The organism is Microbacterium paraoxydans (genome assembly GCF_020524545.1).
Lineage (GTDB): Bacteria > Actinomycetota > Actinomycetes > Actinomycetales > Microbacteriaceae > Microbacterium > Microbacterium paraoxydans_C.
In genome coordinates, this window is sequence record NZ_JAIVLG010000004.1 from 422,719 (window position 1) to 446,018 (window position 23,300).

Sequence of the window (23,300 nt, forward strand, 5' to 3'; positions counted from 1 at the left end):
CCCGCGCTCCGATAGACTGGCGTGACTAGCAACCTTTAACACCGTCCTGTGAGGCGGAGAAGGGAGCGGCCGATGAGCATGCGCACCGTGCTGCACGAAGCCGACATCTCACGCGCGCTGACCCGTATCGCGCACGAGATCCTCGAATCCAATCGGGGAGCCGAGAATCTCGTCCTCCTGGGAGTCCCGACCCGCGGCGTCACTCTCGCCCACCGCCTCGGGCTGCTGATCAGCGAGATCGCACAACAGTCCGTTCCCGTCGGCGCGCTCGACGTCACCCTTTTCCGGGATGACCTCGCCAAGCATCCGACGCGATCGCCGCAGCCTACGGAGATCCCGGTCGGCGGCATCGACGGCAAGACGGTCGTGCTCGTCGATGATGTGCTCTTCTCCGGACGGAGCATCCGGGCTGCGCTGGACGCGATCCAGTCGATCGGCCGCCCCGCTGTCGTCCGGCTGGCGATCCTGGTCGACCGCGGGCACCGCGAACTTCCGATCCGGCCGGACTTCGTCGGCAAGAACATCCCCTCCGCGCGAACGGAGCGCGTCAATGTGCGCCTCTTCGAGAACGACGGGGCCGAGGAGGTGACGATCGGCGAATGAGGCACCTCCTCGACACCCGCACCCTCGATCGGGCGACCGCCCTGCGCATCCTGGACGTCGCCGAAGACATGTCGGACACGCAGTCCCGTGAGGTCAAGAAACTCCCGACGCTTCGCGGCAAGACCGTTGTGAACCTCTTCTTCGAGGACTCGACCCGCACGCGCATCTCGTTCGAGGCAGCCGCCAAGCGTCTCTCTGCCGATGTCATCAACTTCGCCGCGAAGGGCTCCAGCGTCTCCAAGGGCGAGAGCCTGAAAGACACGGCGCAGACGCTCGAGGCGATCGGCGCCGACGCCGTCGTGGTCCGGCACCCGGGCTCCGGGGCCCCGCAGACGCTCGCCACCAGCGGCTGGATCTCCGCCGGCGTGGTGAACGCCGGCGACGGCACTCACGAGCACCCGACGCAGGCTCTGCTCGACGCGTTCACCATCCGCAAGCGCCGCTTCGGTGACGCCAGCCGGGGTCGAGACCTCAGCGGGCTGCGGGTCGTGGTCATCGGTGACGTGCTGCACTCGCGGGTCGCCCGTTCCAATGTCTGGCTGCTCACCACCTTGGGGGCCGAGGTCACGCTGGTGGCGCCGCCCACTCTGGTGCCGCAGAACGTGTCGCTCTGGCCGGTCCGGGTCGTCTACGACCTCGATCAGGCGCTGGCGGACGAACCGGACGCCGTGATGATGCTGCGCATCCAGCTCGAGCGGATGAATGCGGCGTATTTCCCTACTGAGCGGGAGTATTCCCGCCGCTGGGGCCTGGACGCGCGGCGTGTGGCATCGCTTCCGGCAGGTAGCATTGTCATGCACCCCGGACCCATGAACCGGGGACTGGAGATCTCCTCGGAAGCAGCCGATTCCCCCCGCTCGACGGTGCTGGAACAGGTGACGAACGGGGTATCCGTCCGCATGGCGGTGCTGTACCTGCTGTTGGCAGGAGAACGAGACGACGAACGAGGGGGAGACCTGTGAGCGAGACCCTCGTCATCACCGGTGCACAGCTGCTCGGTGCCGAGCGCGCCGACATCATGATCCAAGACGGCCGCATCGCCGACATCGGCCAGGCGTTGCATCGCTCCGGAGCTCGCGTCATCGACGCTGCGGGGCTCGTGGCCCTCCCCGGTCTGGTCGACCTGCACACGCATCTGCGGGAACCCGGCTATGAAGCGTCCGAGACCATCCTCACCGGGACGAGAGCCGCAGCGGCCGGCGGCTTCACCGCGGTGTTCGCGATGCCCAACACCTCTCCCGTGGCGGATACCGCTGGAGTGGTCGAGCAGGAGCTCGGGCTGGGGGAGGCGGCCGGGTACGCGACCGTGCAACCCATCGGCGCCGTCACGGTCGGCCAGAAGGGCGAGCGTCTCGCGGAGCTGGGCGCGATGGCGTCCTCCCGCGCGAAGGTCCGCGTCTTCAGCGACGACGGCTTCTGCGTGTTCGACCCTCTCATCATGCGCCGCGCACTGGAGTACGTGAAGTCCTTCGGCGGCGTCATCGCCCAGCACGCTCAGGATCCTCGCCTCACCGAGGGGGCACAGATGAACGAGGGCACCGTGTCGGCCGAGCTCGGATTAAGCGGTTGGCCCGCGGTCGCCGAGGAGTCGATCATCGCCCGCGACGTGCTGCTCGCCGAACACGTGGGTTCCCGCCTGCACGTCTGCCACCTCTCCACAGCGGGTTCGGTGGACATCATCCGCTGGGCCAAGAAGCGCGGCATCGACGTCACGGCTGAAGTCACCCCTCACCATCTGCTGCTGACGGACGAACTCGTCCGCGGCTACGATGCGCGGTACAAGGTCAATCCGCCGTTGCGCCGCGAAGAGGATGTGCTCGCCGTCCGCGAGGGCCTCGCCGATGGGACGATCGACATCGTGGCCACCGACCACGCACCGCACCCGAGCGAGCACAAGGCCTGCGAGTGGCAGGCGGCGGCGAACGGCATGGTGGGCCTGGAGAGCGCGCTCCGCGTGGTGCACCAGTCGATGGTGCAGACCGGGTTGCTCGAGTGGTCGGACGTCGCACGCGTCATGAGCTCCACGCCCGCGCGCATCGGTCGGCTCGCCGATCACGGTACGCCGATCGAAGTCGGACAGCCCGCCCACCTCACGCTGTACGACGCCTCTGTCGACGGCGTCTTCTCGGAGGCGGATCTCCACGGCCGGAGCGTGAACTCGCCCTACCTCGGCCGGACGCTCCCGGGACGCGTGGAGTACACGATCCACGGCGGCACGCTCACCGTCGACGGCGGAAGCCTCGTCGAGGAGCTCAGCGCATGAGCGCTCGGGACCTCGCCGTCGCGATCATGATCGCGATAGCGCTCCTGGTGCTGCTGGCGATGCTCTTCGCCTGGCGACGACGAGTGCGGCGCGATTCCGTGTTCACGGCGCCGCTCGGAGTCCCCGAGCATGCGGAGGTCGTCCGCCGCGACGAGGTGCTGTACGTATCGACGACACGACACGAACAGCCGCTCGAAAGACTCGCGGTGTCACCGCTCGCGTATCGGGCACGCGGCGAACTCGCCCTCACGGATCGCGGCATCGCCCTCTGCCTCGACGGCACCCCGACGGTCTTCCTCGCGAACGACCGGCTCGTCTCCGTCGATCGCGCCACGGTCACGATCGATCGCGTCGTGGAGCCGGGCGGCCTCGTCCGCATCGCCTGGAACATCGCCGACGGCACCGTCGTCGACAGCTATCTCCGCCTCGCCACCGGCGAACCTCAGAACCTCATCTCCGACCTGCAGCGGCTCGTCCCCGCGGCCCCCGACACAGGAGCAACGTCATGACTCTCTCGACACCCTCCGGGCAGGCCCCCGCGGCCCAGCTCCCCGACCCCGCCGTCCTCGTCCTGGAAGACGGCACACGTCACGCCGGGCGTGCTTACGGTGCTCGCGGACGCACCCTCGGCGAAGTCGTCTTCGCCACCGGCATGTCTGGGTACCAGGAGACCATCACGGACCCCTCGTACGCGGGCCAGATCGTCCTGCAGACGGCACCGCACATCGGCAACACCGGTATGAACGACGAAGACGCCGAGTCGCGCCGTATCTGGGTCTCCGGGTACATCGTGCGCGACCCCTCGCGCGTCGTCTCGAACTGGCGTGCCAACGCGTCGCTCGACGATGTGCTCGTCCAGGACGGCGTCGTGGGCATCAGCGGAGTCGACACCCGTTCGATCACGCGCCACATCCGCTCGGCCGGCTCCATGCGCGGGGGCATCTTCTCCGGTGCCGATGCATCGCTCGACCCCGAGGAGCAGGTGCGCATCGTCCGAGAAGCACCCGAGATGGCGGGACGCAATCTGTCCGCGGAGGTCTCCGTCGACGTCGCGACCGTCACGACCGCGATGGGGGAGCGGCTCGGCAACCTCGCCGTTCTCGACCTCGGCGTGAAGCAGGCGACGATCGACAACCTCGCTGCACGTGGCTTCGAAGTGCACGTGCTTCCGCAGAACGTGACCATCGATGAGATCCGCGCTGTCGATCCCGTCGCCGTCTTCTATTCCAATGGTCCCGGCGATCCCGCGGCCTCCGGTGACCACGTCGAGCTGCTGCGGTCAGTGCTCGACGACGGGCTGCCGTTCTTCGGCATCTGCTTCGGCAACCAGCTCCTCGGCCGTGCGCTCGGCCTCGGCACCTACAAGCTGCCGTTCGGCCACCGCGGTATCAACCAGCCTGTGCTGGACAAGCAGACGGGCAAGGTGGAGATCACCGCCCACAACCACGGCTTCGCCGTCGATGCCCCGATCGAGGGGATCTTCGACAGCCCGAACGGGTACGGCAAGGTCGAGGTCAGCCATGTCGGTCTCAACGACAACGTCGTCGAGGGCCTCCGCGCCCTCGACATCCCGGCCTTCTCGGTGCAGTACCACCCCGAGGCGGCAGCGGGCCCGCACGACGCCAACTATCTCTTCGACAGGTTCCGCGACCTGGTCATCGCCAGCCAGAAGGACTCCAAGTAATGCCCAAGCGCGACGACATCAACTCCGTCCTCGTCATCGGTTCCGGCCCGATCGTCATCGGCCAGGCCTGCGAGTTCGACTACTCCGGTACCCAGGCCTGTCGGGTGCTGCGCGAGGAGGGCGTCCGGGTCATCCTCGTCAATTCGAACCCCGCCACGATCATGACCGACCCCGACTTCGCCGATGCGACCTACATCGAGCCGATCACCTGGGAGGTCATCGAGACGATCATCGCCAAGGAGCGCCCCGACGCGATCCTGCCGACGCTCGGTGGACAGACCGCGCTGAACGCCGCGATCGAACTCCACAACCACGGCATCCTCGAGAAGTACGACGTCGAGCTCATCGGCGCCAACTTCGAGGCGATCAACAAGGGTGAGGATCGCCAGATCTTCAAGCAGCTGGTCATCGATGCCGGTGCGGACGTGGCGGACTCCCGTATCGCGCACACGATGGACGAGGTACTCGCCGCCGCAGACGAGCTCGGCTACCCGATGGTGGTCCGTCCGAGCTTCACGATGGGCGGTCTGGGATCAGGCTTCGCGTACGACGAGGAAGACCTTCGTCGCATCGCCGGAGCGGGCCTGCGCGACTCTCCGACCACCGAGGTGCTCCTCGAGGAGTCGATCCTCGGATGGAAGGAGTACGAGCTCGAGCTCATGCGCGACACGGCCGACAACACGGTCGTCGTCTGCTCGATCGAGAACGTCGATCCGGTCGGCGTGCACACAGGAGATTCGATCACGGTCGCGCCGGCGCTGACCCTGACCGACCGTGAATACCAGAAGATGCGTGACATCGGCATCGACATCATCCGCGCCGTCGGCGTCGACACCGGCGGATGCAACATCCAGTTCGCGGTCGACCCGAAGAACGGTCGGATCATCGTCATCGAGATGAACCCGCGTGTCTCGCGCTCGAGCGCCCTGGCCTCGAAGGCCACCGGCTTCCCGATCGCGAAGCTCGCGGCCAAGCTGGCGCTGGGCTACCGTCTCGACGAGATCCCGAACGACATCACCGGTGTCACGCCGGCGAGCTTCGAGCCGACACTGGACTACGTGGTCGTCAAGGTGCCGCGCTTCGCGTTCGAGAAGTTCCCGGCCGCGGACGCGACGTTGACCACGACCATGAAGTCGGTGGGCGAAGCCATGGCGATCGGTCGGAACTACGCGACAGCCCTGCAGAAGGCGCTCCGCTCGCTGGAGAAGCGCGGTTCCAGCTTCCACTGGGGCGCGGAGGAGCGTTCGGTGGCGGAGCTGCTGGAGATCTCGAAGACGCCGACCGACGGCCGCATCGTCACGCTGCAGCAGGCGCTGCGCAAGGGCGCCACGGTCGAGCAGGCCTTCGAGGCCACGGCGATGGACCCGTGGTTCCTCGACCAGATCGTGCTGATCAACGAGGTCGCCGAGATCGTGCGCACGGCTCCCGAGCTCGATGCCGCCACCCTCCGCTATGCCAAGGAGCACGGCTTCTCCGACGCTCAGCTGGCCGAACTCCGCGGAACCTCGGAGGCGGAGCTGCGCGGGGTGCGCCACGGTCTGGGAATCCGACCGGTCTACAAGACGGTCGACACCTGCGCCGGTGAGTTCCCGGCTCTGACCCCTTACCACTACTCGAGCTACGACTTCGAGACCGAGGTCGCTCCCTCCGACCGGACCAAGGTCGTCATCATCGGCTCCGGCCCCAACCGCATCGGCCAGGGCGTCGAGTTCGACTACTCATGCGTCCATGCGTCGTTCGCGCTCTCGGATGCCGGCTTCGAGACCGTCATGGTGAACTGCAACCCGGAGACGGTCTCGACCGACTACGACACCTCGGATCGCCTCTACTTCGAGCCGCTGACGCTCGAGGATGTGCTGGAGGTGCTGGACGCGGAGGCCGCGAGCGGCACGATCCTCGGTGTGGTGTGCCAGCTCGGCGGCCAGACGCCGCTCGGTCTCGCGAAGGGCATCGAAGCCGCGGGGTACACCGTGCTCGGCACCAGCCCCGAGGCGATCGACTTGGCGGAGGAACGCGAGCTCTTCTCGCGTCTCCTCGACGACGCCGGTCTGGTCGCGCCGCGCAACGGCACCGCGATCGACGTCGAGGGAGCTGTCCGCATCGCCGAGGAGATCGGCTACCCGGTGCTGGTGCGTCCGAGCTTCGTGCTCGGCGGCCGCGGCATGGAGATCGTCTACGACACCGCGTCGCTCCGGGACTACTTCGTGCGCACCGCGGGTGAAGTCGTGATCGAGGAGGGCAAGCCGCTCCTGGTCGACCGGTTCCTCGACGACGCGATCGAACTCGACGTGGACGCCCTCTACGACGGCAACGAGCTGTTCGTCGGCGGTGTCATGGAGCACCTCGAAGAGGCCGGTATCCACTCCGGCGACTCCAGCTGCACTCTGCCGCCCGTATCGCTCGGCCGCACCGACGTCGACCGTGTGCGTGAGGCCACCCTCGCCATCGCGAAGGGTGTTGGCGTGCGTGGACTGCTCAATGTGCAGTTCGCCATCAGCGCCGGAGTGCTCTACGTGATCGAGGCGAACCCGCGGGCCAGCCGCACCGTGCCCTTCGTCTCGAAGGCGCTCGGCATCCCGATGGCGAAGGCCGCGAGCCGTGTGATGACCGGTTCGACGATCGCCGAACTGCGCGCGGAAGGCATGCTTCCGGAACAGGACGGATCGCGCGTCCCGCTCGACGCACCGGTGTCCGTGAAGGAAGCGGTGCTTCCCTTCAAGCGGTTCCGCACCGCCGACGGCAAGACGGTCGATTCCGTGCTCGGACCGGAGATGCGCTCCACCGGTGAGGTCATGGGAATCGATCGCGACTTCCCGACGGCATTCGCGAAGAGCCAGGCAGCAGCCTATGGAGGCATGCCCACGTCGGGGACGGTGTTCATCTCGGTCGCCGACTCGGACAAGCGCGCCGTCATCCTTCCCGCGCACCGTCTGCGGCAGCTCGGCTTCACGATCGTCGCGACCGAGGGCACCGCCGAGATCCTCTCGCGCAACGGCATCGCCGTCACGGTCGTCGAGAAGTACAGCTCGACCCAGGAGACGGGGGCGAAGAACATCGTCGACCTCATCAACGAGGGCGAGATCGACATCGTCGTGAACACGCCCTCCGGTGGTACGGCTCGTGCGGACGGCTACGAGATCCGCGCCGCAGCGGTGGCCGCCGACAAGGCGCTGTTCACCACGATGGCGGTGCTCGGGGCAGCGGTGAGCGGAATGGACGCCGCCCACGAGGGCTTCCAGGTCAAGAGCCTCCAGGAGTACGCGCTGGACCGGAAGGCGGCGCTGTGAGCGCAGGCTTCGGCGAGCGGGTCCGCTCCGCGCTCGGTGCGCGGGGACCGCTCTGCGTCGGCATCGACCCCCATGCTTCGCTGCTCGCGTCCTGGGGACTGTCCGACGACGCGCAGGGCGTGCGCGAGTTCGGCCTGCGAACGGTCGAGGCTGCCGCCGGACGAGTGGGCTTCGTGAAGCCGCAGGTGTCGTTCTTCGAGCGCTTCGGTTCCCGGGGCATCGCCGCGCTCGAAGACGTCCTCGCCGCAGCGCGCGCCGCCGGCCTCGTCGCGATCGCCGACGCCAAGCGGGGTGATATCGGTTCGACGATGGATGACTACGCCCGCGGCTGGCTCACGCCGGGTTCGCCGTTGGAGGCCGACGCGCTCACCGTGAGTCCCTTCCTCGGCGTCGGTGCCCTCGACGGTGCCTTCGCTCTCGCCGCGGAGCACGGCAAGGGGCTCTTCGTCCTCGCGGCGACCAGCAACCCCGAGGCCCAGGGGCTTCAGCGCGCCACAGCCTCGAGCGGGGCGACTGTCTCGGCATCGATCATCTCCGAGGTCTCGGCTCGCAACGCCGAGCGTTTCGGGGCTGAGGAATGGGGGTGCTTCGGCTTCGTCATCGGGGCCACGGTGGACTGGAGTCGCGCGGGAATCGCGCCGTTCGCGCCGGTCGCCCCCATCCTGGCGCCGGGCTTCGGCGCACAGGGGGCTGCTCCCTCCGACCTTCGGCCTCGCTTCGGTGCGCTGACGGACGCCGTGGTCGCGAGCGAGAGTCGCAGTATCCTCTCCGCAGGCCCGGTGGACCTGGCCCGGACCGTCGCCGCACGCGCGGCCGAGTACCTCGAGGTGGCCGGTGTCTGACCCCCAGCGGACCGTTCCGGAAGTCGATCGAGCGGCGGCCGCGCGCCGTGCCGTCGAACGCCGCCGTGCCAGGGCATCCGTCAAGCGCGACCTCACGATGCGGGTGGTCACGCCGCAGGCGGTGCTACGTCGTGCCACGGCGGATGCCGATTCCGTCGAGGGCTCGATGCGCATCACAGACTTCCTGCTGGCTCTTCCCGCGATCGGAGCGGGCAAGCGCGACCGGATCCTGGACGAGCTGCACATCTCACCGGTCAAGCGTCTCGGAGGCCTCGGCGCACGCCAGCGCCGTGCGCTGGAGACGTGGCTTGATGCGCGCTTCCCCATACCGGCGCCGCGCGGAGAGCTCAGCCGCCTTCTGGTGCTGGCCGGCCCGACGGCCGTGGGCAAGGGGACCGTGGCCGCGCACATCCGTGAGCACAACCCGGAGATCCATCTGTCCGTCTCGGCGACGACGCGGCCACCACGCCCCGGCGAGATCGACGGCGTCCACTACTACTTCGTGGACGATGAGGAGTTCGATCGGCTGATCGCCGACGACGAACTCCTCGAGTACGCAGTGGTGCACAACCGCTCCCGATACGGAACGCCGCGCGCGCCGATCGATGCCGCCTTGGCGGAGGGCAAGACGGTCCTCCTCGAGATCGACCTGCAGGGGGCACGTCAGGTGCGGAAGGCTGAACCCGCCGCGACCCTCATCTTCCTGCTGCCGCCGAGCTGGGACGAGCTGGTGCATCGACTGGTCGGGCGTGGCACGGAAGAGGCCGAGGAGCGGGCGCGACGATTGCGTACCGCGAAGGTCGAACTGGCGGCTCAGAACGAGTTCGATCACCTGATCGTGAACGAGGACGTCGCCACGGCGGCCCGCGAGGTCGTAGAATTGTCTTCAAGCTCTGCGCGCTGAGCGTCTTCGCGCGCCTTTCGCACCGTCTTCGCGACGATCCCGTCGCCTGATCAGGAGGTCTCACCATGGCCGGACACAACAACGGCATCATCGATCCCCCCATCGACAACCTGCTCGACCGCGTCGACTCCAAGTACGAACTCGTGATCTACGCGGCAAAGCGCGCGCGCCAGATCAACGACTACTACTCCGACCTGCACGAGGGAAACCTCTTCGACAACGTGGGCCCGCTCGTCGATTCCTCCGTCGAGGACAAGCCGCTCACCATCGCGTTGCACGAGATCAACGAGGACAAGCTCCGCCTGCGTCACGCGGAGTGATATTCCAGGCTGCGCCTCCCGTCTGTCGGAGGCGCAGTCCAGAATGGGTGCCACACCCCCTTCTGTCCGTCCCGTTCTGGAGAATCGATGAGCGCCCTGCGTCTGTTCACGTCCGAGTCCGTCACCGAAGGGCACCCGGACAAGATCTGCGACCAGATCTCGGACAGCATCCTCGATGGCCTGATCGCCAAGGACCGCGGTTCCCGCGTCGCCGTCGAGACGCTCGTCACGACCGGCCTGGTCCACGTCGCCGGTGAGATCCGCACCGACGCCTACGTCGACATCCCGACGATCGTCCGCCAGGTCGTGAACGGCATTGGCTACACCTCGAGCGACACCGGCTTCGACGGCGCGTCCTGCGGCGTGAGCGTCTCGGTGGGGGAGCAGTCGACCGACATCGCACACGGTGTCGACAGCGCACAGGAGCACCGCGACGGGTCGTCCGTCGATCCGCTCGACGGACTCGGAGCCGGCGACCAGGGCATCATGTTCGGCTTCGCGACGAACGAGACGCCCCAGCTGATGCCGATGGCCGCCTGGACCGCGCACCGTCTGGCGGAGCGCCTCGCCGAGGTCCGTCGCAGCGGAGAGCTGCCGTTCCTGCGCCCCGACGGCAAGACCCAGGTCACACTGGGCTACGACGGCTTCACACCGAAGACGGTCGACGCGGTGGTCGTCTCCACCCAGCATCACCCGGAGATCTCGCAGGGCGACCTGCAGGAGCAGGTCCGCAGGCACGTCATCGAGCCGGTCCTCGCCACGACGGGCCTCGATCTCGACGACGTCACGCTCTACATCAACCCCGCGGGTCCCTTCGTCACGGGAGGCCCGAAGGGTGACGCCGGCCTCACCGGACGCAAGATCATCATCGACACCTACGGCGGGGCAGCGCGCCACGGCGGCGGAGCCTTCAGCGGCAAAGACCCGTCGAAGGTCGACCGCTCCGGCGCCTACGCCACACGCTGGGTGGCCAAGAACGCGGTGGCTGCCGGACTCGCGGACCGTCTCGAGGTGCAGGTGGCGTATGCGATCGGTGTAGCGCGTCCGGTCGGCTTGTACGTCGAGACCTTCGGTACCGGAAAGGTGTCGGACGAGGTGATCACCCGAGCCATCACCGATGTGTTCGATCTGCGTCCACAGGCCATCATCGAGCAGCTCGACCTTCTGCGCCCGATCTACGCGCAGACAGCGGCGTACGGTCACTTCGGTCGAGAGCTCGCCGACTTCACCTGGGAGCGCACCGACCGCGCCGAAGAGCTTCGCCGCGCTGCCGGTCTCTGATGGGCCCGCGGTCCTGATGACTCCGGTGAGCCGGCGCATCGCGCGTGTGCTCCTCGATTCGCCGCTGCCTCAACTCGATCGGCTCTTCGACTACGCACTTCCCGCCGAGCTCGGCGACGTCCCGCTCGGCGTTCGTGTGCGGGGGCCGTTGCGCACCGCGGGGCGGGTCATCGACGGATACATCGTCGCGATCGATACCGAGGATGACGCGGACCGACCTCTCTCCGAGGTCGAGAGCGTCGTCTCCGCCGTGCCCGTTCTTCCCGAGCACCTCTACACGCTCGCACGGCGGGTCGCCGATCGCGCTGCGGGGTCGGCCTCGGATGTGCTCCGCCTCGTGATCCCCAAGCGTCAAGTGCGGGTCGAGAAGGCCTGGACCGCGGACTCACCGGTGATGGAGCCGGATGCCGCTGCCCTCGAGAACGCGGAGGAAACCGTCGCGGCTTATGACGGTCTCGGCGCCGTGCTCGATGAGGGAGGACGCGCCGCGGTCGAAGCGATCCCGCAGCTCCTCGACGGTGTGCAGGGGTGGGCCACGCTCCTCGCCTCGGCGGCCGCGCGGATGCTGTCGTCTGGCAAGTCCTCGATCATCGTCGTTCCGGACCATCGCGATCTCGACCGCCTGCTTGCCGCGCTCGAGCCACTCGTACCTGCCGGTACGGTGGTGCGCCACGACTCCCGACAGACCAACCCCGATCGCTATCGCGCCTTTCTGCGCACACTCGAGGACGCTCCGTGCATCGTCGTCGGCAACCGCTCTGCTGTTTATTCGCCGGTGGTCGCCGGGCTGGTGGCGATCTGGGACGATGGCGACCCGCTGCTCGGGGAACCCCTCGCTCCGTACGTCCATTCCCGCGACGCCGCGCTGCTTCGCCAGGAACTCGAAGGCTCGGCGCTCCTCTTCGCGGGGCATTCGCGCACGACCGACGTCGAGCGCCTCGTCGCGCTCGGCTGGCTGCAGGATGTCAGGGCCGCTCGTCGCGTGCTTCCTCGTGTCGTCCTCAGCACGGCACAGGAGATGGAGCAGCCGACGGCTCAGCGCATGCCGTCATCGGCGTTTCTCGCTGCTCGCAAGGCCGCGGCCGAAGGACCCGTTCTCGTGCAGGTCTCGCGTCCCGGATTCTCCCCATCCCTGGTGTGTGCCGAGTGCCGCGCACCTGCGCGCTGTCCGCACTGCGGAGGGCCGCTCGGCGCGAGACATCGTGGCGCCGTGCCCGTGTGCGGCTGGTGCGGGCGAGGTGCGAGTGCGTGGACGTGCCCCTCGTGCTCCTCGACGAAGCTGCGCCTCGCGTCGTCCGGGAGCGAACGGACCGCCGATGAGCTCGGCCGCGCCTTTCCCGGCGTTCGTGTGATCGTCGCCGACGGTGCGCATCAGGTCGACCGCGTCACCGACAGACCCGCACTCGTGGTCGCGACCCGCGGGGCGGAGCCGATCGCCGACGGTGGCTACCGCGCCGTCGTCCTGCTCGACGGTCCGCGTATGCTCCAGGCACCCGACCTCCGTGTCGCCGAATCGTGTCTGCGCTGGTGGTCGAATGCCGCGGCACTCGCCGCACCCGGAGCACCCGTCCACCTGGTCGGCGTGAACGGAGCCGCGGCGAAGGCGCTCGCGACCTGGAGCCATGCGGCCCACGCACGCGCCGAGCTGGAGAGTCGCGCGCCTCTGCACATGCCGCCAACGACGCGCGTCGCACTCGTGCAGGGGTCCGTCTCCGCCGTCGGTGACGCGCTCGGCGCGCTCAAGGAACTCGCCCTGCCCAACGATGCCGTCCTCGGTCCCGTCCCCGTCGAGTCCGACGACCTCCCTCCCCGGGTGCGTGCCCTCGTGCGATTCGACTACAGCGCAGGCAGCCGGGTCGCCACAGCCCTCCGCGCCGCCGTGGTCGCCGAAGCCGTGAGTGGCCGCCGGCGAAAGGGGCGGGCAACGAAGAGCACGCTCTCGGTCCGTCTCGATATCCTCGATCCAGAGCTCTGACCCTTCCGGAGAACCTTCATGCGCATCGTTTTCGCCGGCACACCCGCTGCGGCTGTGCCCACACTGCGTCGTCTCGCGACCTCGCACGACATCGCCGCGGTCGTGACACGGCCCGATGCCGCACTCGGTCGTCGGCGGGTGCTCACTCCGTCGCCAGTCGCGCACGCGGCCGCCGAACTCGGTCTGCCCGTGATCAAGGCCGCGCGGCTCGACGATGAGGCGACCGCGGCGATCGCGGCTCTGGACGTCGAACTCGGGGTGATCGTGGCCTACGGAGGCCTGGTCCGCGAGCCGCTCCTGTCGATGCCGATGCGGGGATGGATCAACCTGCACTTCTCCCTCCTTCCGGCGTGGCGCGGCGCCGCGCCCGTGCAACGAGCGCTCATCGCAGGAGACGACGTTCTCGGCGCGAGTGTCTTCCGATTGGTCGCCGAACTCGATGCGGGAGACGTCTATGCGACCCGCGAGGTCGCGATCCCGGAGACGGCGACTGCGGGCGAGGGGCTCGAGATCCTCGCCCGCGATGGTGCCGACCTCACGGCCGAAGTGGTCGACGCGATCGCCGAGGGCACCGCCAGCGCGCGACCGCAGGCGGGGGAGCCGAGCTTCGCCGCCAAGCTGTCGCACGCCGACGGGATGCTCGATTGGAGCGAGCCTCTCGACACCGTATTCGCGCGTTTTCGAGGCGTCACGCCCGAACCCGGCGCGCACACGACGGTCGGCGGGCAGGCACTCAAGGTGCTCGAGGCAATCCCCGCGGTCGATGCGGAACCCCTCGCACCTGGTCGCTTCCGCGGGACCAAGACGGCCCTCCTCATCGGTACGGGATCGGGGCCGCTGGCGGTCACGCGCGTACAGCCGGCTGGCAAGGGAGCGATGAACGCGGTCGACTGGTGGCGCGGGCAGCGCGGCGGCGACGAATTGCAGGCAGGCTCATGAGCGGGCAAGAGCGGGAAAGACGATCCTCGAAACAGCAGATGCGGCGCCCTTCCGGCCACGGCTCCCGTGGCGGGGGAGGCGCCGAACGGCGTGGTCCCGTCCGCACCGTCCAACCCGCGAGACGGGTCGCGTATGACGTGTTGCGCGCGGTGTCCGAGACCGATGCCTATGCGAACCTCGTGCTCCCGACCGCGATCTCCGATGCGGGTCTCGCGCCGCAGGATGCGGCGCTCGCGACGGAGCTCACCTACGGCACCCTGCGTCGGCTCGGCACGTATGACGCGATCATCGCATCCGCCGCCGACCGATCGACAGACGACATCGACCCCGCAGTACTCGACGCGCTACGGCTCGCGGTGCATCAGCTCCTCGCCACCCGCGTCGCCTCGCACGCGGCCGTGAACGAGTCCGTGAACCTCGTGGCGACGACATCGGGGCGCGGGGCGTCGAGCTTCGCGAACGCTGTCCTCCGTCGCATCACCCGTGACTCAGGAGAGGCCTGGCAGGAGCGAGTCGAGGAGCAGGCGCGGTCCGACGACGAGCGCCTCGCTCTGCGGGTCGCGCATCCGGTCTGGGTGATCAGAGCGCTTCGTCGATCGCTCGCTGCGGAGGGCCGTGTCGACGAGCTCGAGGCGCTCCTGGAAGCCGACAACGTCTCGCCCGAGGTGACCCTCGTCGCGTTACCGGGGCTTGCCGAGCCTGCCGCGCCGCATCTTCCCTACGCATCGACCGCTTTCGCGTCGCCCGGAGGCGACCCCCGACGCTCGGTCGAAGCCTCCGGTGGCACCGTTCGCGTGCAGGACGAGGGCTCTCAGCTCGTAGCCCTAGCGCTGTCGGGCGCTGCTCGCATCACGCCGGGCGAGCGCTGGCTCGATCTCTGCGCCGGCCCTGGTGGGAAGACCGCGCTCCTCGCCGCGATCGCGCGCGAGCACGACGTCACGCTGGAGGCCAACGAGGTCGTCCCCGTTCGTGCACGACTCGTGCGTAAGGCGCTCAAGGCAGTGCCGGGGGAGGTCGTCGTCCACGAGCAGGATGGACGGGCTCTCGCCGAATCTCGACCGGGGGAGTTCGACCGGATCCTCGTTGACGCGCCCTGCACCGGGCTCGGCGCACTCCGTCGCCGTCCCGAGGCGCGGTGGCGGAAGTCGCCGGCGGATGTCGCCGAGCTCGTCCCGCTTCAGGTGGAGCTGCTGTCGGCCGCGGTCGATGCCCTCGCGCCCGGCGGCCTCGTCGCCTACGTGACGTGCTCACCGCATCTTGCGGAGACGACCGGCGTCGTGCAGGAGGTGCTGCGCGGACGCGCGGACGTCGTGGAACTCGATGCCCGCGCAGCGATCGCCGCTGTCTCGATGTCGCCGATCGATCTCGCAGAGGAGGGCCGATCCGGTTCCGGCAGCGCTCAGCTCTGGCCGCATCGACACGGCACGGACGCCATGTTCCTCGCGCTCCTGCAGCGCCCATCGACCGAGGACACCTCATCCGGGAAGGAAGATTAGGACCGTGGAACTGCCTCTCGCCCCGCGCATCAACCCCAGCATCCTCGCCGCCGACTTCGTGAACATGCAGGCGGAGCTCGCCCGGATCTCCAGCGCGGACTTCGCTCACGTCGACGTGATGGACAACCACTTCGTGCCGAACCTGACCTTCGGCCCGCAGATGGTCGACCGGATCCAGGCGACCAGCCCCATCCCCCTTGATGTCCACCTCATGATTACGGACCCGGAGCGGTGGGCACCGGAGTATGCCGAGATCGGGGCGGCGAGTGTCACGTTCCATCTGGAGGCTGCCTCCGACCCGGTGGGCCTCGCCCGTCGGCTGCGCGACATCGGATCCCGTGCGGGCGTCGCGGTCAAGCCGGCGACGCCCGTGGAGTCCCTGTTCGAGATCCTCGACGAATTCGATCAGATCCTCGTGATGACGGTCGAGCCGGGGTTCGGTGGGCAGAGCTTCATGCCGGAGACGATGCCCAAACTCGAGTCACTCGCCGCAGAGGCGCGTCGGCGGGGATCCCAGATCTGGCTGCAGGTCGACGGCGGGATCTCAGACCGCACGATCGAGATGGCCGCCGCCGCTGGCGCCGACACTTTCGTCGCGGGATCGGCCGTGTACGGGGCCGAAGACGTCGAAGCGGCCGTCACCCGGCTGAGAGACCTCGCGCGAGCCGCTAGCCTGGAAGCGTGAAGACTTTCGACGAGCTGTTCGCCGAGCTCAGCGTCAAGGCAGAGACTCGCCCTGAAGGATCGGGGACGGTCGCCGAGCTCGACGGCGGCGTGCACACGATCGGCAAGAAGATCGTGGAAGAAGCCGCCGAAGTGTGGATGGCGTCGGAGTACGAGTCCGATGAAGCCGCCGCGGAGGAGATCTCCCAGCTGCTCTACCACGTCCAGGTGATGATGCTCGCGAAAGGCCTCACCCTGCAGGACGTGTACCGACATCTGTGATGCGCTCCGTTCCGACCTCCTCGAACTGAAAGCCATCCATGCTGCGTATCGCCGTTCCCAACAAGGGCTCACTCTCCGAGACCGCCGCCGACATGCTCGCCGAAGCGGGCTATGCCGGGCGCCGTGACCCCAAGACCCTTCACGTCGTCGACGCCGAGAACGACGTCGAGTTCTTCTTCCTCCGTCCCAAGGACATCGCGACCTACGTGGGCTCCGGCGCCATCGATGTCGGGATCACCGGACGCGACCTCCTGCTCGACGCCCGGATGCCCGGCGCCCGCGAGATCGAGGCGCTCGGTTTCGCCGGTTCCACCTTCCGCTTCGCTGCTCCGACGGGCCGTTACACGGACGTCACGGAGCTCGACGGTTTGCGCATCGCCACCTCCTACCCGGGTTTGGTGGATGCCTTCCTCGACGAGCGCGACATCGCGGTCGATCTGGTGCCCCTCGACGGCGCGGTGGAGTCCGCGGTCCGCCTCGGGGTCGCAGATGCGGTCGCCGACGTCGTCGAGACCGGTACGACGCTGCGTCAGGCAGGTCTCGACGTGTTCGGTCCGGTCATCCTGGAGTCGGAGGCCGTGCTCATCGCCGGCCCGGTCGATGCCGACGGCGCGGAAACGCTCCTCCGCCGTCTGCGCGGCGTGATGGTAGCGCGACGGTTCGTGATGATCGACTACGACCTGCCGGTCGCGCTCCTCGACGACGCGGTGAAGATCGCCGGTGGTGTGGAGTCTCCGACCGTCTCGCCGCTGCGCGATCCCGAGTGGGTGGCCGTGCGCGTCATGGTGGCGCGCTCGCGCGTCAACCCCGTGATGGATGCGCTCTACGCTCTCGGAGCGCGCGCGATCCTCGTGACAGCCATCCACAACGCGAGGCTGTGATGACGCTCGCCAGTCGTGTCATCCCCTGCCTCGACGTCGCTGCCGGTCGCGTCGTCAAGGGCGTGAACTTCGAGAACCTGCGCGACATGGGCGACCCCGTCGAGCTGGCGCGGCACTACGCCGCCCAGGGTGCTGACGAGATCACGTTCCTCGACGTGACCGCCACCGTCGACGCACGCGCGACGACCTACGACGTGGTCCAGCGCACGGCCGAGCAGGTCTTCGTGCCGTTGACCGTCGGTGGGGGAGTGCGCACCGTGGACGACGTCGCCCGACTGCTCTCGGTCGGCGCCGACAAGGTGGGCGTCAACTCGGCCGCGATCTCACGTCCGCAGCTCGTCGGAGAGATCGCGGACCGCTTCGGAGCCCAGGTGCTCGTCCTTTCCCTCGACGTCAAGCGCGCTCCGACCACGACTTCCGGCTTCGTCGTGACCACGCACGGCGGTCGCACGGAGACCACGCTCGATGCCCTCGACTGGGCTCGTGAAGCCGTCGAACGCGGTGCCGGCGAACTCCTCGTGAACTCCATCGACGCCGACGGCACCCGGGACGGCTTCGATCTCGAGCTGGTGCGGTTGATGCGCGAGGTCGCCGCGGTGCCCGTGATCGCCTCAGGCGGTGCGGGAAAGGCTGCCGACTTCGCCCCCGCGATCAAAGCAGGAGCCGACGCGGTCCTCGCCGCGAGCGTCTTCCACACCGGTGCCCTCACGGTCGGCGACGTCAAGGATGCGCTGCGCGCAGAGGGAGTGGTGATCCGATGACCGCTGGGGACGAGCGCATCGCGCAGGTCGAGTTCAACGCGGACGGTCTCGCGCCGGTGATCGTGCAGCAGTGGGACACGCGAGAGGTCCTCATGCTCGCCTGGGTCGACGCGGAGGCTCTGCGGCGGACCCTGACCACGGGGCGCGCCACGTACTGGTCGCGCTCTCGTCAGGAGTACTGGCGGAAGGGTGACACCTCGGGTCACATCCAGGTCGTGCGAGAAGCGCGGCTCGACTGCGACGGGGACGCCATTCTGCTCCTGGTGGCGCAGCACGGTCCGGCCTGCCACACGGGCACACACACCTGCTTCGACACGACCGACCTCGGCGCTGTCTCAGGGGAGGAGCAGTGATGACGCTCGCGAGACGCGGTCGTTCGATCTCCGTGTCCGGATTCCTGCTCGCCGGCGCGATCGGCATCATCTCGTCGACACAGACCTGGTTCACGGTCGAGCGCGCGGATGCGGGAGAACCCATCCTCGTGCCCGGCGCCTCTGCGCTGGTGCTGCTCGCCCCGCTCAGCCTCGCGGTGCTCGCCCTCGGTGCGGCGCTCTCGATCGCCGGGAAGGCGGTCCGCTTCATCTTCGGCCTGCTGGCGGCAGCGACCGCGCTGTTCCTCGGCTGGTCGACGCTGCAGCTCCTGCTCACCGAGCCGATCGGAGCCGTCGCGGCGACCGTGACCGAGGTGACGGGTCTGGCGGGTGGGGATGCCGTCCACGAGACGGTCCTGCGTATCGTGCCGTCCGCATGGCCCTATATCGCTCTCGTGGGCTGGGCGATCCTGCTCGCGGCGTCCGTCGTCGTCCTCTTGACGTGGCGAGGGTGGAAGGCGGGCGGACGGCGGTATCGCACCGATCGTGTCGACGTCGCCCACGACGGGCCTGTGGACGCTGTCGATTCCTGGGACGAGCTGTCCCGCGGAACCGATCCGACGCGTTGACCCCGATAGACTGATTCTCGAACTGCACGTCGTCCCCCCGGAGGAGAACATGACCAACCCGATCGCCGATCCCGGCCACGGACACTCGCCTGCAGCCTGGACCGCCGTCGTCATCATGCTGGTGGGTGTTGCCGCCGCCACTGTCGCGTTCTGCTTCGAGCAGCCGGTCCTCGTGATGATCTCGATCGCTCTCGTTCCGATCGGCGCGATCATGGGCTGGGTGCTGGCCAAGGCCGGCTACGGCGTGAAGGGTCCGAAGTACGCTCCGAAGGCGCACTAATGGTCCTCGCCGACCTGACGGCCGGCGCTGTCGCAGACGCTGAGCGTCGCGCTTCCGTGCGCCCGTTGGCCGACGTGGAGCGTGATGCGCTCGCGCGTCCGGCCGCGAAGGATGCTCTGGCGTTCCTCGCGCCGGCTGATCGCGTGAAGATCATCGCCGAGGTCAAGCGCGCGAGTCCGTCCCGCGGCGCTCTCGCGGAGATCCCCGATCCGGCGCTGCAGGCTTCTCTCTACGAGACGGGGGGTGCCTCCGCCATCAGCGTGCTGACAGAGGAACGACGTTTCGGCGGGAGCCTCGCCGACCTGGAGGCGGTGACCGCTCGGGTCTCGTTGCCGGTGCTCCGCAAGGACTTCATCGCCACCCGCTACCAGGTGCTCGAAGCCCGAGCCGCGGGCGCTGATCTGGTCCTCCTCATCGTCGCCGGCCTCGACGCCGATGTCCTTCGCGACCTCTTCGGATTCATCACCGAGCTCGGTATGACGCCTCTCGTCGAGACGCACTCCGCCGACGAGCTCGAAGCCGCCATCGACCTCGGGGCTCCGCTGATCGGAGTGAACGCGCGAGACCTGAAGACGCTCGAACTCGACCGCGACCTGTTCGGACGCCTCGTGGATCGGATCCCGGAGACCGCGGTGAAGATCGCCGAGTCCGCAGTGCTCGCCCCCGAAGACGTCGCGCACTATCGCTCCGCCGGCGCCGATGTCGTCCTTATCGGCGAGGCGCTCGTCACCGGCGACCCCGTCGCCACGCTCAAGAGTTTCCTGGAGGCATGATGAGCCTGCGCGACCAACACGGACCCTTCTTCGGCGAGTTCGGCGGGCGCTACATGCCCGAGTCGCTCATCGCCGCGATCGACGAACTGACCGTGGCTTACGAGGCGGCGATCGTTGACCCGGACTTCCGGGCCGAGCTCGCGCACCTCCTGAGCTCATATGCCGGCCGCCCCTCCGCGATCACCGAAGTGCCGCGGTTCGCAGAGCACGCCGGCGGGGCGCGCGTCTTCCTCAAGCGGGAAGACCTCAACCACACGGGTTCGCACAAGATCAACAACGTGCTCGGACAGGCGCTGCTGACCAAGCGGCTCGGCAAGACGCGGGTGATCGCCGAGACGGGCGCCGGGCAGCATGGCGTGGCGACCGCGACCGCTGCGGCGCTGTTCGGGTTGGACTGCACGATCTACATGGGTGAGGTCGACACCGAGCGTCAAGCGCTCAACGTGGCCCGCATGCGCCTGCTCGGTGCGGAGGTCGTGCCGGTGACCTCTGGTTCACGCACGCTCAAGGACGCGATCAACGATGCCTACCGCGACTGGGTGGCGTCGGTCGAGACCACCAACTACATCTTCGGCACCGCCGCAGGGCCGCACCCGTTCCCGGCGATGGTCCGCGACTTCCAGAAGATCATCGGCGAAGAGGCGCGGGCGCAACTCCTCGACGAGGTCGGTCGGCTCCCCGATGCGGTCCTCGCGTGCGTGGGCGGCGGGTCGAACGCCATCGGCATGTTCGATGCCTTCCTCGACGATGAGGGGGTCGCTCTGTACGGAGTGGAGGCTGCGGGTGACGGCGTTGACACGGCGAAGCATGCGGCATCGATCGAGCGCGGCCGTCCCGGTGTGCTGCACGGCGCCAAGACGTACGTGCTCCAGGACGAGGACGGTCAGACGATCGAGTCGCACTCGATCTCGGCAGGGCTCGACTATCCCGGTGTCGGACCCGAGCACGCCTGGCTCGCAGACATAGGCCGTGCGGAGTACATCCCGGCGACCGACGACGAAGCGATGCAGGCTCTGCGTCTGCTGAGTCGGACGGAGGGGATCATTCCCGCCATCGAGTCGGCCCACGCCCTCGCCGGTGCGCTGCGCATCGGCCGAGAACTCGGCCCAGAAGGACTCATCGCCGTCTGCCTCTCGGGACGTGGCGACAAGGATATGGATACCGCGGCCCGCTACTTCGAGCTCTACGACCAGACCGCGCCGGCCCACGAGGTCGCCGAGGAGAGCGCCGAGGAAGAGCTGGCGTCGAAGGGGGAGCCGCAGCTATGAGCCGAGTCGAACAGGCGATCCAGCGCGCCCAGGATGCCGGCCGCAGCGCCTTCGTCGGCTACCTGCCCGTCGGGTTCCCCGACCTCGAGACGAGCATCCAGGCGGCCATCGCTCTCGCCGACAACGGTGTGGACATCATCGAGCTGGGCCCGCCGTACAGCGACCCGGTGATGGACGGCGCGATCATCCAGGAAGCCACCACCACGGCCCTGGCCGCGGGCTTCCGGATGGCCGACCTCTTCACGGCAGTTCGCGCGATCACCGCCGCGACCGATGTGCCGGTCCTCGTCATGACCTACTGGAACCCGGTCATGCAGTACGGCGTCGACCGCTACGCCGATGACCTGCTCGCCGCGGGCGGCGCCGGCCTCATCACGCCGGACATCACGCCCGACGCGGCAGCGGAGTGGATCGCCGCCAGCGAGCGGACGGGCCTCGACCGCGTGTTCCTCGCCGCGCCGACCTCCTCCGACGAACGCCTCGACCTCGTCGTGAAGTCCTCCACCGGTTTCGTGTACACGGTCTCGACGATGGGCATCACGGGGGAGCGCGCCGAACTCGACCGCGCTGCTCGCACCCTCGTCGGCCGTCTGCGGGCGCACGGAGCCCACCGCGCCTGCGTGGGCATCGGCATCTCCACCGCCGAGCAGATCGCCGGAGTCTCCGAGTATGCGGACGGCGCCATCGTCGGTACGGCGCTCGTCCGCGCTCTGCGGGACGGCGGAGTTCCGGCCCTCGCAGAAGTCACCCGCAACCTGGCCTCCGGCACCGCGTCGGCGCGCCCCGATCACGAGAACTAGAATCGCACTCATGTCACTCGCGCTCCACAGCACCTTCACCGACGTGCTCGCCAGCATCCCGAGCCCCACGGTCTCCTATTTCGATCTCGGGCCCGTACGGATCCACTTCTACGCGCTGTGCATCATCGCCGGCATCATCGCGGCGACGTTCCTGACCAACCGCCGTCTCACCAAGCGCGGCGCGGAGCCGTGGGTCGTGATCGACATCTCGATCCTCGCGGTACCGCTGGCGATCATCGGCGCACGCATCTTCCACGTGCTCACCCATCCGAACGACTACTTCGGCGAGGGCATCAACACCTGGAACCCCTTCCAGCCCGGCTCCGTCTGGGCCATCTGGGAGGGCGGCATCGCGATCTTCGGCGCACTCATCGGCGGTGCCATCGGCGCGTACCTCGGGTGCCGATGGACGGGCATCCGGTTCTGGACGTTCGCGGACGCGCTGGCACCCGGTCTGCTGCTGGCACAGGCCATGGGTCGCTTCGGCAACTGGTTCAACAACGAACTCTTCGGGCTTCCCACCGATCTGCCCTGGGGGCTGGAGATCCCGTCCACCAACTCGGCCTTCCCCCCGGGACTCCCTGAGGGCACGCTGTTTCACCCGACCTTCCTGTACGAGGTGATCTGGAACGGTCTCGGCGTCATCGTCCTGCTGTGGCTCGGTCGCAAGCTCTTCTTCCAGTGGGGGCGGCTGTTCGCGATGTACCTCATCTGGTACAGCGCGGGTCGCATCGTCTGGGAGTCGATCCGTATCGACCCGAGCGAGATCATCCTGGGGCTGCGCAGCAACGTTCTCGCGGCGATCATCGGCGTCCTCGTCGGCCTCGCGATCCTCATCGTGCAGACGCGTCGCCACCCCGGTCTCGAGCCCTCGCCGTATCAGCCGGGCCGCGAACGGACCGATGCGGACGCTGATGTACAATCGCAGAACAATCCCTCTGACTTCGTAGACGTGAGCGAGCCTCCGACCGAAGAAGTCACCGCAGGAGCCACCGCCACAAGCGTTGCTCCCACCAGCGAGGACGGCTCTCGATAACGCCGCCTCGTAGCGGGAGAAC

At 68.3% G+C, this 23,300-nt stretch carries 24 protein-coding genes; all 24 read left to right on the forward strand.

What is annotated here, in order from left to right; translation table 11 throughout:
• The first annotated feature begins 72 nt into the window (after positions 1 to 72).
• The 24 genes from pyrR to lgt all read left to right on the forward strand — a co-directional run bounded on the left by pyrR (position 73) and on the right by lgt (position 23,278).
• Complete coding sequence (gene pyrR / locus LC041_RS11170; protein ID WP_226533160.1) at positions 73 to 603, forward strand: bifunctional pyr operon transcriptional regulator/uracil phosphoribosyltransferase PyrR; 531 nt, start codon at positions 73 to 75, stop codon at positions 601 to 603.
• Positions 600 to 1,565, forward strand: a complete 966-nt coding sequence (locus LC041_RS11175; RefSeq protein ID WP_226533161.1) for an aspartate carbamoyltransferase catalytic subunit — start codon at positions 600 to 602, stop codon at positions 1,563 to 1,565. Before pyrR ends, LC041_RS11175 begins: the two co-directional genes overlap by 4 nt.
• Positions 1,562 to 2,866 carry a dihydroorotase gene (locus LC041_RS11180; RefSeq protein ID WP_226533162.1) on the forward strand — a complete coding sequence of 435 codons (1,305 nt, stop codon included), beginning with the start codon at positions 1,562 to 1,564 and terminating at the stop codon, positions 2,864 to 2,866. The genes LC041_RS11175 and LC041_RS11180 overlap by 4 nt, the downstream gene beginning before the upstream one ends.
• Positions 2,863 to 3,375 carry a PH-like domain-containing protein gene (locus LC041_RS11185; RefSeq protein ID WP_226533163.1) on the forward strand — a complete coding sequence of 171 codons (513 nt, stop codon included), beginning with the start codon at positions 2,863 to 2,865 and terminating at the stop codon, positions 3,373 to 3,375. The genes LC041_RS11180 and LC041_RS11185 overlap by 4 nt, the downstream gene beginning before the upstream one ends.
• Entirely contained in the window at positions 3,372 to 4,550 is a 1,179-nt protein-coding gene (carA, locus tag LC041_RS11190; protein ID WP_226533164.1) for a glutamine-hydrolyzing carbamoyl-phosphate synthase small subunit, read from the forward strand. The genes LC041_RS11185 and carA overlap by 4 nt, the downstream gene beginning before the upstream one ends.
• Positions 4,550 to 7,837: a carbamoyl-phosphate synthase large subunit gene (carB, locus tag LC041_RS11195; protein WP_226533165.1), complete on the forward strand. Its 3,288-nt coding sequence runs from the start codon at positions 4,550 to 4,552 to the stop codon at positions 7,835 to 7,837. Before carA ends, carB begins: the two co-directional genes overlap by 1 nt.
• On the forward strand, positions 7,834 to 8,679 hold the full coding sequence (pyrF, locus tag LC041_RS11200; RefSeq protein ID WP_226533166.1) for an orotidine-5'-phosphate decarboxylase: 846 nt from the start codon (positions 7,834 to 7,836) through the stop codon (positions 8,677 to 8,679). The genes carB and pyrF overlap by 4 nt, the downstream gene beginning before the upstream one ends.
• A complete protein-coding gene (gene gmk, locus LC041_RS11205) occupies positions 8,672 to 9,583 on the forward strand; it encodes a guanylate kinase (protein WP_226533167.1) in 912 nt (303 codons plus the stop codon). The genes pyrF and gmk overlap by 8 nt, the downstream gene beginning before the upstream one ends.
• A gap of 65 nt (positions 9,584 to 9,648) precedes the next feature.
• On the forward strand, positions 9,649 to 9,903 hold the full coding sequence (gene rpoZ / locus LC041_RS11210) for a DNA-directed RNA polymerase subunit omega (protein ID WP_017204385.1): 255 nt from the start codon (positions 9,649 to 9,651) through the stop codon (positions 9,901 to 9,903).
• An 87-nt stretch (positions 9,904 to 9,990) separates the two neighbouring features.
• Positions 9,991 to 11,184: a methionine adenosyltransferase gene (gene metK, locus LC041_RS11215; RefSeq protein ID WP_226533168.1), complete on the forward strand. Its 1,194-nt coding sequence runs from the start codon at positions 9,991 to 9,993 to the stop codon at positions 11,182 to 11,184.
• 16 nt (positions 11,185 to 11,200) lie between these two features.
• The gene (locus LC041_RS11220) at positions 11,201 to 13,159 is read left to right on the forward strand and encodes a primosomal protein N' (RefSeq protein WP_226533169.1); all 1,959 of its coding nucleotides are present in this window, start codon (positions 11,201 to 11,203) and stop codon (positions 13,157 to 13,159) included.
• Positions 13,160 to 13,177: 18 nt separating this feature from the next.
• Complete coding sequence (gene fmt, locus LC041_RS11225) at positions 13,178 to 14,098, forward strand: methionyl-tRNA formyltransferase (RefSeq protein WP_226533170.1); 921 nt, start codon at positions 13,178 to 13,180, stop codon at positions 14,096 to 14,098.
• Between the two features lie 38 nt (positions 14,099 to 14,136).
• The gene (locus LC041_RS11230; RefSeq protein ID WP_226533171.1) at positions 14,137 to 15,594 is read left to right on the forward strand and encodes an RsmB/NOP family class I SAM-dependent RNA methyltransferase; all 1,458 of its coding nucleotides are present in this window, start codon (positions 14,137 to 14,139) and stop codon (positions 15,592 to 15,594) included.
• A gap of 4 nt (positions 15,595 to 15,598) precedes the next feature.
• Entirely contained in the window at positions 15,599 to 16,279 is a 681-nt protein-coding gene (gene rpe / locus LC041_RS11235; protein WP_226533172.1) for a ribulose-phosphate 3-epimerase, read from the forward strand.
• Positions 16,276 to 16,539 (forward strand): phosphoribosyl-ATP diphosphatase, encoded by a 264-nt coding sequence (locus tag LC041_RS11240; protein WP_226533173.1) that lies wholly within the window; start codon positions 16,276 to 16,278, stop codon positions 16,537 to 16,539. The genes rpe and LC041_RS11240 overlap by 4 nt, the downstream gene beginning before the upstream one ends.
• Positions 16,540 to 16,577: 38 nt before the next feature.
• Positions 16,578 to 17,420, forward strand: a complete 843-nt coding sequence (hisG, locus tag LC041_RS11245; protein WP_226533174.1) for an ATP phosphoribosyltransferase — start codon at positions 16,578 to 16,580, stop codon at positions 17,418 to 17,420.
• Positions 17,420 to 18,181, forward strand: coding sequence for an imidazole glycerol phosphate synthase subunit HisF (gene hisF, locus LC041_RS11250; protein ID WP_226533175.1), 762 nt, complete (start codon positions 17,420 to 17,422; stop codon positions 18,179 to 18,181). Before hisG ends, hisF begins: the two co-directional genes overlap by 1 nt.
• Positions 18,178 to 18,534, forward strand: a complete 357-nt coding sequence (gene hisI / locus LC041_RS11255; RefSeq protein ID WP_226533176.1) for a phosphoribosyl-AMP cyclohydrolase — start codon at positions 18,178 to 18,180, stop codon at positions 18,532 to 18,534. The genes hisF and hisI overlap by 4 nt, the downstream gene beginning before the upstream one ends.
• Positions 18,534 to 19,121 carry a Trp biosynthesis-associated membrane protein gene (locus tag LC041_RS11260; protein ID WP_226533177.1) on the forward strand — a complete coding sequence of 196 codons (588 nt, stop codon included), beginning with the start codon at positions 18,534 to 18,536 and terminating at the stop codon, positions 19,119 to 19,121. Before hisI ends, LC041_RS11260 begins: the two co-directional genes overlap by 1 nt.
• Positions 19,122 to 19,170: 49 nt before the next feature.
• Positions 19,171 to 19,401 (forward strand): HGxxPAAW family protein, encoded by a 231-nt coding sequence (locus LC041_RS11265; RefSeq protein ID WP_047519551.1) that lies wholly within the window; start codon positions 19,171 to 19,173, stop codon positions 19,399 to 19,401.
• A complete protein-coding gene (trpC, locus tag LC041_RS11270) occupies positions 19,401 to 20,174 on the forward strand; it encodes an indole-3-glycerol phosphate synthase TrpC (protein WP_226533178.1) in 774 nt (257 codons plus the stop codon). The genes LC041_RS11265 and trpC overlap by 1 nt, the downstream gene beginning before the upstream one ends.
• Positions 20,174 to 21,442 carry a tryptophan synthase subunit beta gene (gene trpB / locus LC041_RS11275; RefSeq protein WP_226533309.1) on the forward strand — a complete coding sequence of 423 codons (1,269 nt, stop codon included), beginning with the start codon at positions 20,174 to 20,176 and terminating at the stop codon, positions 21,440 to 21,442. Before trpC ends, trpB begins: the two co-directional genes overlap by 1 nt.
• A complete protein-coding gene (gene trpA / locus LC041_RS11280) occupies positions 21,439 to 22,242 on the forward strand; it encodes a tryptophan synthase subunit alpha (RefSeq protein WP_226533179.1) in 804 nt (267 codons plus the stop codon). The genes trpB and trpA overlap by 4 nt, the downstream gene beginning before the upstream one ends.
• Before the next feature lie 10 nt (positions 22,243 to 22,252).
• A complete protein-coding gene (gene lgt / locus LC041_RS11285; RefSeq protein WP_226533180.1) occupies positions 22,253 to 23,278 on the forward strand; it encodes a prolipoprotein diacylglyceryl transferase in 1,026 nt (341 codons plus the stop codon).
• Positions 23,279 to 23,300: the final 22 nt, after the last annotated feature.